Below are 13,279 nucleotides of genomic sequence, written 5' to 3' on the forward strand. Positions count from 1 at the left end.
TAACCACTATAACCAGTTACATGGTATTGAGCTGGAAGCTGGTCGTCGACAGTGCGAACGCGCCCGTGCTCGCGGACTTCTGGGCCGCGGCGCTGGGCTACGAGGTGGAGGATCCCAGCGTGCTCGTCGGGCGGCTGCTGGCCGCCGGTCACCTCCCGGCGGAGGCGGTCGCCGAGCACGACGGCCGCACGATCTTCCGCGGCTACGCCGCGATCCGCCACCCCGACGACCCCTTCGACGCCACCAGCGGCGTCGGCCTCGGGCGGCGCCTGCTCTTCCAGGACGTGCCCGAGGGGAAGACCGGCAAGAACCGCCTGCACATCGACGTGCACGGCGAGCCCGGTGGCCTCGACGCCCTGGTGGCGCGCCTGGAAGGCCTCGGCGCGACCCGCGTCCGCGAGGTGGACAAGGGACCCGCCGGTCACTGGTGGATCATGCTCGACCCGGAGGGCAACGAGTTCTGCGCCACGTAGGCCGCGCCTGCCCGCCGCCTGCTTAGTCGAACAGCGACAGGTCCACGGAGTCGGCCAAGGCCTGGTAGCCCGCGTCGCTGCCGTGCACATGGTCGCCGCAGTGGAAGTCCTCACGGATACGGCCGGGGTGGTCCGGATCACGCCAGACGGCGTCGAAGTCCAGCACGGCGTCGAAGGCGCCGCCGGTCCGGATCCAGTCGTTGACCGTCCGGCGTGCGCTCTCGCCCTCCGGTGTGAAGACCTCCGCGCCCTCGTAGGGCGCGATGGTGGTGGCGTAGACCCGCACGCCGCGTTCGCGCGCCCTGGCGACCAGCCGGCGGTAACCCGCGATGACGTCGTCCGTCGTCACCGGCGCGCCGGGGAACATCTTCAGGAAACCGGCCAGGGGTCCGTCGTCCCGGGGGGCGAAGGAGATGGCGATGTCGTTGGCGCCGACGGAGAGCACCACGTAGCCGAGGCCGGGCGTCGTCAGCGCGTCACGGTCGAAGCGGGCCAGTGCGGCGGCGCCGATGCCGTCGTTGAGCATCCGGTTTCCGCTGATGCCCTGGTTGGAGACGTAGCCGGCGGCCACGCCCCCCTCGATGAGCCGCACGGCCAGCAGCTCCGGCCAGCTGTGGTTGGTGTCCGGTGTCGAACCGGCGCCGTCGGTGCGGGAGTCGCCCACCACGACGATGGTCTTGGCCGGGCCGTCAGGGAACAGCTCGACGGCGGAGATCAGCGCCCGCACCGGCAGAACCTCGGCGTTCTCCGGCAGCGTGAGGGCGGCGACGGCGTCGCCCGGGATCGTCCAGCCGGTCTCCAGGGCGGGGTCATGGCAGGTGCAGGTCTCCACACGCCCCGGCAGATGGAGGCTGATGGACAGCTTGGCCAGGGCGGGCAGGGAGATGTCGACCGGATCGCTGAGGACCGGCGCGCCCGCGGGGACGGTGACGCGCGGCGCGCCGGAGAAGGTCAGCACGCGCTCGCTGCCCGGCCGAACCCCGCCGCCGGGCACTGCGAGGCCCACCCGCGCCGCGCCGATGTCGAGGGGCGCGGTCCCGAACTCGTTGGTGAAGCGGACGCGCACCCGGCTCCCGCCGCCGCTGATGCGCACCACCTGGCGCAGGGTCACGTCCGCGAGGGGCAGGTGGCCATCCAGCGAGCCGAGCCCGTCGTGTGCCGCCTGGGGCGAGGCGCCCCAGCTCCTGACCCAGCTGCCGGCGTTGGTCGTCTCGGTCATGTGTCGTCTCCGTTGTTCGTCGGGATCCGAAGACTGAGGCGGGTCGCTGACACGGGGCGAATACGGCGCTGACACGCGCCGGCATCGAGCTGACGTCACGCTGACACGGCTGTCCTTCTTTTGGCGTCTCGCGGGGGAGCGCAGGAAGATTGAGGAATGGACGGAGTTGCGAGGCTTCGCATCACACTGCTCGGCGCGTTCCAGGTGTCTCGTGGTGACGCCGTCCTGCCCGTTCCCGGCGCGCGGTTGCGCGGCCTGCTCGTCCGGCTGGCGCTCGCCGGAGGCCGCGGGGTCGAGCCGGGCGTGCTGGTCGACGCGATCTGGGCCGAGGAGCCGCCGTCCGGCCCCGGCCCCGCCCTGCAGACTCTCGTCTCCCGGCTGCGCCGCGCCCTCAGCCCGACCGGCGCTGCCCGTGACGTGGTGATTCAGGGCGCGGGCGGTTACCGGCTGGCGGTGGACGCGGCCGACGTGGACGCGCTGCGCTTCGAGCAGCTCACCGCCGCCGGTCGGGAGAGGCTGCGGGCAGGTGACCCGGAGGCGGCGATCGCCGCGCTCGCCGAGGCCCTGGCGTTGTGGGGCGATCACCCGGGTGCCGAACCCGCGGTCGTCGCCGCGGTCGCGCCCACCGTCGCGACACGGCTGGCACAGGTGTCGATCGAGGCGGTCGCCGACCTCGCCGACGCCGAGTTGTCGCTGGGGCGGGCCGACGTGGCCGCCGCGCGGCTGACCAGGCTGCTGGCCGAGCACACAGTCCACGAGCACACCGTCCACGAGCGGGCGGCCGCGCTGCTGATGGACGCGCTCGCCGCGCAGGGGCGTCAGGCCGAGGCGCTGGCCGTCTACGAGCGGATCCGCCGGGACCTGGCCGACGTACTCGGCGCCGACCCGGGCACCGCCCTGCGGGAACGCCATCTGCGCCTGCTGCGCCCCAGCCAGGGGGTGACGGAGCCCGGCCGGATCCGGCCGGCCGCCCTGCCCGAGCCGCTGACCAGCTTCGTCGGCCGCGACGACGACCTCACGCGTATCCGGGGCCTGCTCACCACCGGGCGCCTGGTCACCGTCCTCGGCCCCGGTGGCGTGGGGAAGACCCGGCTCGCTCTGGAGGCCGCCCGCCGCCACCGCCACGAGTACCGCGACGGCGCCTGGCTCATCGACCTCGCGTCCGTCACCGAGCCGGCGGAGCTCGCCGCGGCCGTGCTCGCCGGGATCGGGTCGCGGGGCGGCGCGATGCTCGCCGACCGCAAGCGGGTGGAGGGAGACGAGCTGGACGTCCTCGCCGGCGAGCTCGGCGGCCGGGAGATCCTGCTGCTGGCCGACAACTGCGAGCACCTGATCGGCGCCGTGGCCCACCTGGTCGCGGCGCTGCTGCCCCGCTGCCCCGGGCTGCGCGTGCTCGCCACCAGCCGGGAACCGCTCGCGGTCGACGGCGAGGCGCTCGTGCCGCTGGCCCCGCTCGCGCTGCCCGGCCCGGACGACGGCGTCGAAGCGGCCAGAAGCGCGGCCTCGGTGCGCCTGTTCACCGAGCGGGCCGCCGCCGTGCGGCCCGGTTTCGACGTCGACGAGATCACGCTGCCCGACATAGTGCGCGTGGTGCACGGCCTGGACGGCATGCCGCTGGCCCTCGAACTGGCCGCCGCCCGGCTGCGGACGCTGTCACTGCCCGACCTGGCCGACGGGCTCTCCGACCGGTTCCGGCTGCTCACCACCGGCAGCCGTACCGCACCACCCCGCCACCGCACCCTGCGCGCGGTCATCGCCTGGAGCTGGGAGCTGCTCGACGAGCACGAACGCACCGTGGCGGAACGGATCTCCGTCCTGCCCGGCGGCGTCACGCTCGCCTCCGCCACCGCCGTCTGCTCCGGCACCACCGTGCCCACCGGGGAGATGCCCGAACTGCTCGCCGCCCTCGTCGACCGGTCGCTGCTGCAGCTCGCGCCCGGCGCCGGGCGCTACCGGATGCTCGAGACCATCCGCGAGTACGGCGCCGACCGCCTGGCCGGCACCGGCGACCTCGGCACGGCCCGCGGCCTGGCCGCCGCCCACTTCACCGAGCTGATGGCCCGCCACGACTCCCGGCTGCGCGGGCCCGGCCAGCTGACCGCCATGCGGGCCATCGGCGCAGAGTACGACAACGCGCTCGCCGCGCTGCGCCACCTGTGCGCCGCCGGCGACTCTCCCGGCGCGACCACCCTCGCCCTGACCCTGATCTGGTACTGGCAGATGTCCGGCCGCCACTCCGACGCCGCCTACTGGCTGGACGAGGTCCTGGCGGTGCCCGGCGGCGGGCCGGCGCCCGAGCGCGACTGCGCCCGAGCCGTCCACCTGCTCAACCGGGCGGACATCCTGTCGGGGATCACCGCCCAGGAGGCCGCCGACGACCGGGCGGAGATGCGCGAGCTGGCAGAACGGCTGCTCGCGCATCCGGAGCTGCCGAGCCACTACCGCGTGTTCGGCCCGATCCTGCTCTTCCTGCGGGAGGAGCAGGCCGCGCTAACGATCTTCCAGCGTCTGGCGGACGGCGACGACGTGTGGCTGTCCGGGCTGGCCCACATGTTCCTGGCCGAGATCGCCGAGAACGCGGGCGCGCTCGACCGGACGCGTGTCCACGTGACGGCCGCCCTGGCCCGCTTCCGGCAGGCCGGTGACCGGTGGGGCCAGGCCGCCACCTTGCCGATGCGCGCTTGGCTGCGGCGATACGACGACCTCGACGGCGCGCTGGCCGACCTGCGCGAGGCCCGGGTGCTGGCGGGCGAGTTCGGCTCGCTCAGCCTCGGCGACCAGCTCTACAGCGACCTGCGCTGGATCGACGTGCACATCCGGCGCGGCGACACCGACCGGGCGATGGCGTTGATCGGCTCCGCCCGCGAGCGTGCGCTGCACGCGTCGTCGGCGGAGATGCTGGTCCTGGTCGACGCGCGGGAGGCGGACGTGCGGGTGCGGCTCGGCGACCTGTCCGGGGCGGCCGACCTGCTCGACGACGCCGAGCGGCGCCTGCTCGACGATTCCGCGTTCCCCTCCGGCCACGCCCGGACGCTGGCCGGCAGCGCGCGGGCCGCGCTCTGCCTCGCGCTCGGCGACCTGTCCGGCGTGGAGAAGGCGCTGCGGGAGGCGTACGCGGCCGCGCTGGCGACCCGGGAACTGCCGATCCTGTCGCTGGTGACGGTGAACGCGGCCGCCCTCGCCGGGGCGCGCGGGCGGCACCACGAGTCGGCCGTACTGCTCGGGGCCGCCGCCCGGCTGCGGGGAGCGCACGACCACACCGATCCGCAGGTCCGTGAGCTCAGCCGCCGGAGCCGGGCCACGCTGGGCGGGGAGGAGTTCGCGGCGGCCTACGCGAAAGGCTGGGAGCTGGACGTGAACTCGGCGTCACTTCATGTACGGCGCACGCTCACATCAGGGCCCGCTTGAGGAAGACGACCCCGTCGATCGTGTCGAGCCGGGCCGGGTCGAGCGGGAAGTAGCGGAAATCCTCCGAGACGCGCGGGGTGGGTTCGGTGACGGCCTGGGCCAGGCGGCGGGCGTCGACCAGGGCGCGGTCCCACGGGAGCGTGGACAGGACGCCCTCGACGGTGTCCGGGGGCGGGGCGTCGTCACCGGTCGTGCCGAGGGCCGAGGCGAGAAAGGCGTACCGGTCGCCGAGGTGCGCTCCGGTGATCGCTCCGGCGCTCCACCACTCCAGCGTCTGGTCGCCGAACGGCATGGCGCTCTTGTTCCGCTGCAGGTGGAGGTTGTGGCCGAAGACCAGGGCCGGGCCGTGCCCGGCGACGGCCCGCAGGTTCGCGGCCATCATCGCGTCCCGCTGGGCCGACAGCCGGGTCCACCGAGCCGGGGACGCGTCGGCCATCCAGTGGTGGTAGCGGAGCAGGCCGACGGCGGTGCGCCCGTACAGTGCCGCCCGCTCCCTGTCCTCCGCGCTCAGCCGCGGAACCTGCGTGGCGAGCAGCGCCACCATGTCGTCGGCGATCAGCCGCAGCCGCCGGGCCTCGGCGGACCGGCCGATCGACCGGGCCGGATCCCTGGCCGTGGCCTCGTCCGACCACCGGTCGTCCGGGCCGAGAAGCTCGTCCAGGGTTTCGGGGGAGCAGGGGAGCGGGCCGTCGAGGAGGGCGTGGAGGGCGGTGAGCGCCTGGCGCGGGCTCGCCGCCCAGTACTCGAGCGGGCCGTCGAACCCGAAGAACCGGAGCTTCTCGTCGTGCTCCTCGTTGTAGGCCCGCATCCAGCGGACGAGCTCGCGGTTGGCCGGTGACGCGCCGAAGCCGTGGCTGAAGCCGCGTTCCATGACCTCGTCGAGGCTGCCCGCGCCCGTCCTGACGTAGTCGTCCACCACCAGGCCCATGAGACAGTCGCTCTCGATGGCGAACGACCGGTAGCCCTCGTGCTCGGCCAGATGCCGGAAGACCTCGTTGCGCACCTCGCCCAGCTCGTCCACGAGATGCCTGGCCTCGCCGAGTCCGAGCAGCAGGGGTTCCGTCGGCAGCGACCGGAGGAACGCCGAGACGCCCGCGCCGTCGAGCGGCCAGGCCGTGTCCTTGATATCCATGCCTTCGACGGTATCGTTGAACTCTCGATGTAAACTTTGCCCGATCGCACCCCGCTCTCTTCATGATGGACCTTCAATCGGTGATGTATCCATGAGGCCGGTGGACCTGGCGCGTGAGCACGGCCTGTCCACGCAGGCGATCAGGAACTACGAGGACGCCGGCATCCTGCCCGCCGCCGGACGCACCGCCTCCGGCTACCGCGTCTACACGACGCTGCACGCGCAGGCGCTGCGCGCGTTCCTCGCACTCGTGCCCGGGCACGGTCACCAGACAGCCACGTCGATCATGCAGGCGGTCAACCGGGGCGCCACCGAGGACGCGCTGCGGATCATCGACGAGAGCCACGCCCGGCTCCTCGACGACCGCCGCACCCTGGAGGCCGTCGAGGCCGCGCTCCGCGATCTCGCGCCCGTGCCGCAGGAGCGCGGCGACACGTTCATCGGCCCGCTGGCGCGCAGGCTCGGCCTCCGCCCGGCCACCCTGCGCAAATGGGAGAACGCCGGGCTGGTCCGGCCGCGCCGCGACCCGGGGACGGGCTACCGGGTCTACGGCGCCGACGACGTACGGGACGCCCGGCTGGCCCACCAGCTCAGGCGGGGTGGCTACCTGCTGGAGCAGATCGCCCCGCTGATCGCCCAGGTCCGCTCCGCCGGGGGCGTCGCCCCGCTGGAGTCGGCCCTGCGGGACTGGCAGGCCCGGCTGTCGGCCCGGGGCCGCGCCATGCTCAGGGGCGCCGCCGGCCTGGACGCCTACCTCCGCACCCGCGAACCCTGAACCGGGTCACCCGGCTCACCTGGCCGTGTAGCCGCCGTCGGCGACCAGAACGCTGCCCGTCATGAACGAGGAGTCGGCCGAGAGCACGAACTCGACGACCGATGCGATCTCGGCGGGCTCCGCCAGCCGGCCGAGCGGGATGTTCGCCGCCGAGTCCGCGAGCGTCCTGCCGAGGCGCGCCTGCTCCCGCTCCAGCATGGGTGTCCTCGTGCCGCCCGGCGCCACGGCGTTGAAGCGGATGCCCTGCGCGGCGTTCTCCAGCGCGAGGACGCGCATGAGGTTGATGACCGCCGCCTTCGACGAGCTGTACGCGCTCAACCCGGGAGCGCCGACCGTGCCGAGTTCGGACGCGACCGCCACGAACGAAGGGCCGGAGGAGCGGGCGAGCAGCGGCAGGGCCGCCCGGGCCAGCACGAAGACGGCGCGCAGGTTGACGTTGAGCACCTCGTCGAACGTCCGCGGGGGAGTCTCGGGGGCCGGAGCGGTATAGCTGATCCCCGCGCAGGCCGCGACCCCGTCGAGGCGTCCTTCGGCCTCCTCCACATCGTGGAGCAGTGACTCAACGGCGACCTCGTCGGTCACGTCCATCACCCGGCTGACGACCTCGGGACCGAGCCTGCCCAGGCCCTGTTCGTCGAGATCGGCCGCCCACACCCGCCAGCCGCGTTCGTGCAGCCGTCTCGCGGTCGCGGCGCCGATTCCCGACGCGGCTCCGGTCACCAGGACGGTTCCAGGCATCGTGCTTCCTCTCTCCCGGATCCCCGGCATCTTCGAGCATCTGTCAGATCGTGTAAATGTACGTCAACTTTGACCGAGCTTCGGGGGTGACAATATGCCGCCGCCACTGCCGGATGTCCAGGCTTCGAGGCGTCAAAGTTTGATAACACAGCCCCACCCTGTGTCATCTTGCGAGGCCGCCCTGCGGTGGCGCCGACGGCCCGTGTGAAATCGATGTGAACGACCGGCGACCCCTAGACAACTCTGGAAGAGCTCTGTCACATTTGAGGAACGTGAGCCGCCCGGCAGGAAAGGACACCAGTGGACCCCAGTTCGGACCAGCGCTTTCTACGGGCGGCGCGGGTGTATCCCGCCCTCGGTGACGACGTCCTGCACGACGCGGTCGTCGAGATGCGGGGTGACCGCGTCGTGCGGGTCTGCACCGCGGCGGACGCCGCCGCCGACCTCGCCCGTCCGGGCACCCGCGTGATCGACTACGGGGACGCCACCGTCGTCCCCGGTCTCGTCGACGCGCACTGTCACATCACGCTGACCGGAGACGGCACCCCCTACGAGCAGCAGGTTCTCGACTCGGACGAGATGATGGCGCTCATCGCCGTCAGCAACCTGCAGCGGCATCTCGCCTCCGGAGTCACCACGATCCGGGACAACGGCGGACGCAACCGCATCGTGTTCGAGGTGCGGGAGGCCGTCGAGCGGGGCTATGTCAGAGGACCCCGGATGCTGCTGGCCGGCCGCCCCATCACTCATTCGTACGGGCACTTCTACTGGTGCAACGGGGTCGCGGACGGCGCCGACCAGATCCGCGCGGCCGTACGCCGCCTGGTGGCCGAGGGCGCCGACCACATCAAGATCATGGCCTCCGGCGGGGCGACGGCCGGGAACATCCCCTACTACTCCTCCTACACCGCCGCCGAGATGCGCGTCGCCGTCGAGACGGCGCACGGCCTCGGCCGGTTGACCACCGCTCACTGCCGGGCCACGTCCTCGATGCTCAACGCGGTCGAGGCCGGCCTCGACTGCATCGAGCACGGCGAGTTCCTCGTGCCGGGCGAGATGATGGAGTTCGGCGGCGGCGTCGCCTCCAGCGGCCGCATGGTCTACGACCCGGCGGTCGCCCAGACGGTGCACGACGCGGGCACCTTCATCAGCTTCACCGCCCAGACCGGCGGCTGGGAGACGCTGGTCGACCTGCGCCGGCGGGCCGAGCACGGCCCGCTCGGCGACGTGGAGAAGGGCCGGGCCTCCGCCATCGAGGCGTACTTCGACATGAAGCTCGGCATCCTGTCGTCGATGCTGGCCGACGGCCTGGGCCCGCGCATCGCGATCAGCAGCGACGCCGGTCCGTACGACGTCGCCTTCGGCGGGCTCCAGCACGGCATCGAACTCGCCGTGGCGGCCGGCCTGACACCGCTCGCGGCCATCCGCGCGGCCACCGCCGTGGCCGCCGAGGCCTGCGGCATCGCCGACCAGGTCGGCACCCTCGCGCCCGGCCGCCTCGCCGACCTGCTCGTGGTCGGCGGCGACGCCACCAGTGACGTCTCCCGGCTGTGGGACGTGCGGGCCGTCTACCAGAGCGGACGGCTGGTCGCCCCGCTGGTCGCCGACTCGGGCGCGGACACCGGCGTGGTCCCCCTCCTGCCGGTCCGGCCCGCCGCCGCCGTCCCCGACTGCTGAGACCTGACGACTCCTGAACCAGCCCCGAACGACCCCCCGCCGAGAGGTGAGCACAACCCCATGTACCCACGCGACCTCAAGGGATATGGCAGGCGCCCGCCGCACGCCCGCTGGCCGGGCGGCGCGAAGGTCGCCCTGCAGTTCGTCGTCAACTACGAGGAGGGCGGCGAGCGTTCGGTCCTGCACGGCGATCGGTGCTCGGAGGCGTTCCTGACCGAGGAGCCGACCCGGGAGTTCCCCAACATCCGCAACCTCAACGTCGAGTCGCAGTACGAGTACGGCAGCCGCGCCGGGTTCTGGCGGCTGCACCGGCTGTTCACCGAACGGGGGCTGCCGGTCACGGTGTTCGGCATCGCCGAGGCCCTGGAGCGCGGTCCCGAGGCGGTCGCCGCGATGCGCGAGGCGGGATGGGAGATCGCCTGCCACGGTCTGCGCTGGATCGACTACGCCGAGATGCCGGTCGAGCTGGAGCGGGAGCACATCCGCCGGGCGGTCGACCTGCACACCAGGGTCACCGGCAGCAGGCCCGAGGGCTGGTACACCGGCCGGATGAGCCCGCACACCCGCCGCCTGGTGGTGGAGGAGGGAGGGTTCCTGTACGACTCGGACTCCTTCGCCGACGACCTGCCCTACTGGGAGCACGTCGCCGGCCGGGCGCACCTGGTCGTCCCGTACACCCTGGACAACAACGACGGCCGCTACCTCAACACCTACGGCTTCCAGTCGGAGAGCTTCTCCGCCTATCTGCGCCGGGCGCTCGACCTGCTGCGCGAGGAGGGGGACGACCGGCCGAAGATGATGAGCGTCGGGCTGCACACCCGCATCGCCGGCCGCCCCGGCCGGGCCGCCGACCTGGTGCGCTTCCTCGACTACGCCGCCGGAGCGGGCGACGTGTGGGTCACCCGCCGCGTGGACGTCGCCCGGCACTGGCACGCGGCGCATCCCGCCGTCCCGGCGTCCGCGTCGTGAGGGGGAGCGGGCGATGCGTGTCCTGGTGACCGGAGCCTGCGGCTTCGTGATGAGCGTGTTCATCCGGTGCTTCCTCCAGGACCACGAGGAGGCGCGGGTGCTGGCCCTCGACGTGGGCGAACCGGACGAGGCCTGGTCGGGCCATCTGGCGGACGTCGCAGGCCGGGTGGACTTCGTGCGCTGCGACGTGCGCGACCGCGCCCGACTCGCGACGTTGTTCGCCCGCCATCGGCCCGAGACGGTGGTGCACGGCGCCACCGTGACCCTCGTGCCCGAGTGGGAGCGGGAGGACCCTGTGCGGTTCCTCGACGTCAACGTCATGGGCACCGCCGCCGTCCTGGACGCCGCCCGCCGCGCCGGTTCCGTCGGCCGGGTCGTCCACGTCAGCAGCGCGGCCGTGTACGGCGCCGGGGACCCCGGGCGGACGGAGCCGCAGGACGAGGACACGCCCCTGGAGCCGGACGAGATGTACGGCGTCAGCAAGGTGGCCGCCGAACTGGTGGCCAGGCGGTTCGCCGCCCTCTACGGCATGAGCGTGCCGATCGTGCGGTGCACCAAGGTGTTCGGCCCGATGGAGCGGCCCACCTCCGCACGGACCCTGATGTCCTTGCCGTACCACCTGGCGCGGGCCCTCGTCGCCGGGACGCCGCTGGCGGTGACCCCGCGGACGCTCCGGGCGGCCGGCGACTGGATCAGCGCGGTCGACGTCGCCGCCGCGCTCGGCCTGTTGTGCACCAGGCCGGACGTGGGCAGCGCGGCGTTCAACCTGGCCGGCGGGGCCGCCGTTCCGGTGCCGCGCCTGGCCGAGCTGTTCGGCGTCGAACTGGCCGCCGGCCCGGCCGCGGACCCGGAGCGGGCGGTCGTCGACGCCGACCCCGCGCTGCGTTCGGGCAAGGACGGGACCTACAGCGTGCTGAGGGCGGCGCGGCGGCTGGGGTGGCGACCGCGCGACCTGCCGCGGCAGGTCGGCGAGTACCGGGAGTGGGCCCTCGCGCACTGGACCCCTGAGGACCCCGTCCCCTTGGGGAGCCCCGGCGTGGCGACGTGAAGGCGGTTTCACATTCACGCGCTCGATGCAGCTCACTGATTCAAAAACGCTCACCAAGATCCTCAAATCGCTAAATTTACCGTTTGGAAACCCGAGATGATGCCCAACCGAAATCGGCGAGGAGTGTTCTGGTCGTGTCGCCCGCCGCACCCCGTCCGGAGAGGCCGATGGCACGTGAACACCTCCCCCTCGGCCCGCCACGGCTTCGGCCGCGACCTCACGGAGCGGGCAGTATGAGCACGCGGCGCACGACCGGGACCGCCATGGCCGAGGCGCTCGCCGCCAACGGGGCGGCCCTCGCCTTCGGCATCCCCGGCACGCACAACCTGGAGCTGTACCGCGGCATGGCGGCGAGCGGGATCCGCCACGTGGTGACCCGGCACGAGCAGGGCGCGGGGTACGCGGCGGACGGGTACGCCCGTGTCACCGGCCGCCCGGGACTCGTCGTCACCACCAGCGGGCCCGGCCTGATGAACGCCATGGCCGCGATGGGCACCGCCTACGCCGACTCCGTACCGCTCCTAGTGCTCTCACCCGGCGTGCCCACTGGCCTGGAGCGCGCCGACTACGGGTGGCTGCACGAGATGAAGGACCAGCGGGCCGCCGCCGACGCCGCGGTGGCGCGCAGCGTGCGGCCCGGCACTCCGGCGCAGGCCGTCGACGCCGTCCACGAGACCTTCGCCCGCTGGGCGGCCGAACGGCCGCGTCCGGTGCACATCGAGGTGCCGCTGGACGTGCTGGAGGCGCCCTGGGACGGCGACGTTCCGGGCCCCTGGCGCGCGCCGCACCCGCCGGCGCCGTCCCCGGCGGCGGTGACGGAGGCCCTCGGCCTGCTCTCGCGGGCCGCGACCCCGGTGATCGTCGCCGGGGGAGGCGCGCTGGGCGCCGCCGCGCCGCTGCGGGCGGTCGCCGAGGCGCTCGGCGCGCCCGTGGTCACCACCACTGCGGGCAAGGGGGTGCTCGACGAGGACCATCCACTGGCCGTCGGCCCGTTCCTCGGTTTCACCGCCGCCCGGAGTCTGATGGAGGACGGCGACGTCCTGCTCGTGGTGGGCAGCGAGCTCGGCGACGCCGAGCTGCCGGACCGCCTGGCGCCGCGCGGCGCCGTCATCCGGATCGACCTCGACCCGGCCCAGCTGCACAAGAACCTCCGCGCCACACTGCCGGTCCACGCCGACGCCCGGGAGGCCCTGGCCGCGCTGGCGGCCGGACTCGGCGGAACGGAACGGCCCGGGAAACAGGCAGGGGAGGGGGAACGGCGGGCGGCCGAGGCCCGGGCCGGATGCCTTGAGCAGGCCGCCGAGCGCGGCGGCCGGTGGCGCGAGGCGCAGGACGCGCTGCGGGCCGAGCTGCCCGCCGACGTCGTCGTGGTGGGCGACAGCTCGCAGGTCTCCTATCTGGGCACCGCGCCGTTCTGGCCGTTCTCCGAGCCGCGCCGCTACCTGGCGCCGGTCGGATACTCCACCCTCGGGTACGGCCTGCCGGCGGCGATCGGGGCGCGGCTCGCGGAGCCCACGCGCCCGGTGGTGGCCCTGCTCGGCGACGGGGCGTTCATGTTCAGCGTCCAGGAGCTGGTCACCGGCGCCGAGCTGGGACTGCCGCTGCCGGTGGTGATCCTCGACAACCACGGCTTCGGCGAGATCCGGCAGAACATGCTCGACCGCGACATCGCGCCGTACGCGGTGGACCTGGCCCGTCCCGACTTCGCGGCGCTCGCCCGGGCCATGGGCTGTCACGGCGTCCGCGTGACGGACGCCGCCGAGGCGGCCAAGCAGGCCGCCACCGCGCTGACGGCCGCACGGCCGACCGTGATCGTCTGGGAGGTGGGCTCGTGAGAGCA

10 protein-coding genes are annotated in these 13,279 nt (G+C 73.4%); 7 read left to right on the plus strand and 3 right to left on the minus strand.

What is annotated here, in order from left to right; translation table 11 throughout:
- The first annotated feature begins 20 nt into the window (after positions 1–20).
- Positions 21–473: a VOC family protein gene (locus tag HHX37_RS23870; RefSeq protein ID WP_182886841.1), complete on the plus strand. Its 453-nt coding sequence runs from the start codon at positions 21–23 to the stop codon at positions 471–473.
- Positions 474–495: 22 nt separating this feature from the next.
- On the opposite strand, the gene HHX37_RS23875 is transcribed toward HHX37_RS23870, so the two are convergent.
- Positions 496–1,692 carry an SGNH/GDSL hydrolase family protein gene (locus tag HHX37_RS23875; protein ID WP_182886842.1) on the minus strand — a complete coding sequence of 399 codons (1,197 nt, stop codon included), beginning with the start codon at positions 1,690–1,692 and terminating at the stop codon, positions 496–498.
- A 156-nt stretch (positions 1,693–1,848) separates the two neighbouring features.
- On the opposite strand from HHX37_RS23875, the gene HHX37_RS23880 reads away from it, so the two are divergent.
- On the plus strand, positions 1,849–5,100 hold the full coding sequence (locus HHX37_RS23880; RefSeq protein WP_182886843.1) for a BTAD domain-containing putative transcriptional regulator: 3,252 nt from the start codon (positions 1,849–1,851) through the stop codon (positions 5,098–5,100).
- Here HHX37_RS23880 and HHX37_RS23885 read toward each other — a convergent pair.
- Positions 5,081–6,232: an erythromycin esterase family protein gene (locus HHX37_RS23885; RefSeq protein ID WP_182886844.1), complete on the minus strand. Its 1,152-nt coding sequence runs from the start codon at positions 6,230–6,232 to the stop codon at positions 5,081–5,083. The two genes, HHX37_RS23880 and HHX37_RS23885, sit on opposite strands and share 20 nt — an antisense overlap.
- A 91-nt stretch (positions 6,233–6,323) precedes the next feature.
- Here HHX37_RS23885 and HHX37_RS23890 point away from each other — a divergent pair, with 91 nt between their 5' ends.
- Complete coding sequence (locus tag HHX37_RS23890; protein WP_182886845.1) at positions 6,324–7,007, plus strand: TioE family transcriptional regulator; 684 nt, start codon at positions 6,324–6,326, stop codon at positions 7,005–7,007.
- A 15-nt stretch (positions 7,008–7,022) separates the two neighbouring features.
- On the opposite strand, the gene HHX37_RS23895 is transcribed toward HHX37_RS23890, so the two are convergent.
- Positions 7,023–7,745, minus strand: coding sequence for an SDR family NAD(P)-dependent oxidoreductase (locus HHX37_RS23895; RefSeq protein WP_182886846.1), 723 nt, complete (start codon positions 7,743–7,745; stop codon positions 7,023–7,025).
- Between the two features lie 300 nt (positions 7,746–8,045).
- Here HHX37_RS23895 and HHX37_RS23900 point away from each other — a divergent pair, with 300 nt between their 5' ends.
- From HHX37_RS23900 to HHX37_RS23915, 4 genes are all read left to right on the plus strand, one after another.
- Positions 8,046–9,422, plus strand: coding sequence for an amidohydrolase family protein (locus tag HHX37_RS23900; protein ID WP_182886847.1), 1,377 nt, complete (start codon positions 8,046–8,048; stop codon positions 9,420–9,422).
- 60 nt (positions 9,423–9,482) lie between these two features.
- A complete protein-coding gene (gene puuE, locus HHX37_RS23905) occupies positions 9,483–10,391 on the plus strand; it encodes an allantoinase PuuE (protein ID WP_182886848.1) in 909 nt (302 codons plus the stop codon).
- 13 nt (positions 10,392–10,404) lie between these two features.
- Positions 10,405–11,439 carry an NAD-dependent epimerase/dehydratase family protein gene (locus HHX37_RS23910; RefSeq protein WP_182886849.1) on the plus strand — a complete coding sequence of 345 codons (1,035 nt, stop codon included), beginning with the start codon at positions 10,405–10,407 and terminating at the stop codon, positions 11,437–11,439.
- Between the two features lie 233 nt (positions 11,440–11,672).
- Positions 11,673–13,274 carry a 5-guanidino-2-oxopentanoate decarboxylase gene (locus HHX37_RS23915; RefSeq protein ID WP_182886850.1) on the plus strand — a complete coding sequence of 534 codons (1,602 nt, stop codon included), beginning with the start codon at positions 11,673–11,675 and terminating at the stop codon, positions 13,272–13,274.
- The last annotated feature ends 5 nt before the right edge of the window (positions 13,275–13,279 follow it).

This window comes from Microbispora sp. H10885 (assembly GCF_014161415.1).
GTDB classification, from domain to species: Bacteria; Actinomycetota; Actinomycetes; order Streptosporangiales; family Streptosporangiaceae; genus Microbispora; species Microbispora triticiradicis.

Excerpts from the sequence above, each read along its gene's own strand:
- HHX37_RS23870 (WP_182886841.1), top strand. The coding sequence starts at position 21 with ATGGTATTGAGCTGGAAGCTGGTCGTCGACAGTGCGAACGCGCCCGTG.
- HHX37_RS23875 (WP_182886842.1), bottom strand. The coding sequence starts at position 1,692 with ATGACCGAGACGACCAACGCCGGCAGCTGGGTCAGGAGCTGGGGCGCC.
- HHX37_RS23880 (WP_182886843.1), top strand. The coding sequence starts at position 1,849 with ATGGACGGAGTTGCGAGGCTTCGCATCACACTGCTCGGCGCGTTCCAG.
- HHX37_RS23885 (WP_182886844.1), bottom strand. The coding sequence starts at position 6,232 with ATGGATATCAAGGACACGGCCTGGCCGCTCGACGGCGCGGGCGTCTCG.
- HHX37_RS23890 (WP_182886845.1), top strand. The coding sequence starts at position 6,324 with ATGAGGCCGGTGGACCTGGCGCGTGAGCACGGCCTGTCCACGCAGGCG.
- HHX37_RS23895 (WP_182886846.1), bottom strand. The coding sequence starts at position 7,745 with ATGCCTGGAACCGTCCTGGTGACCGGAGCCGCGTCGGGAATCGGCGCC.
- puuE (WP_182886848.1), top strand. The coding sequence starts at position 9,483 with ATGTACCCACGCGACCTCAAGGGATATGGCAGGCGCCCGCCGCACGCC.
- HHX37_RS23910 (WP_182886849.1), top strand. The coding sequence starts at position 10,405 with ATGCGTGTCCTGGTGACCGGAGCCTGCGGCTTCGTGATGAGCGTGTTC.
- HHX37_RS23915 (WP_182886850.1), top strand. The coding sequence starts at position 11,673 with ATGAGCACGCGGCGCACGACCGGGACCGCCATGGCCGAGGCGCTCGCC.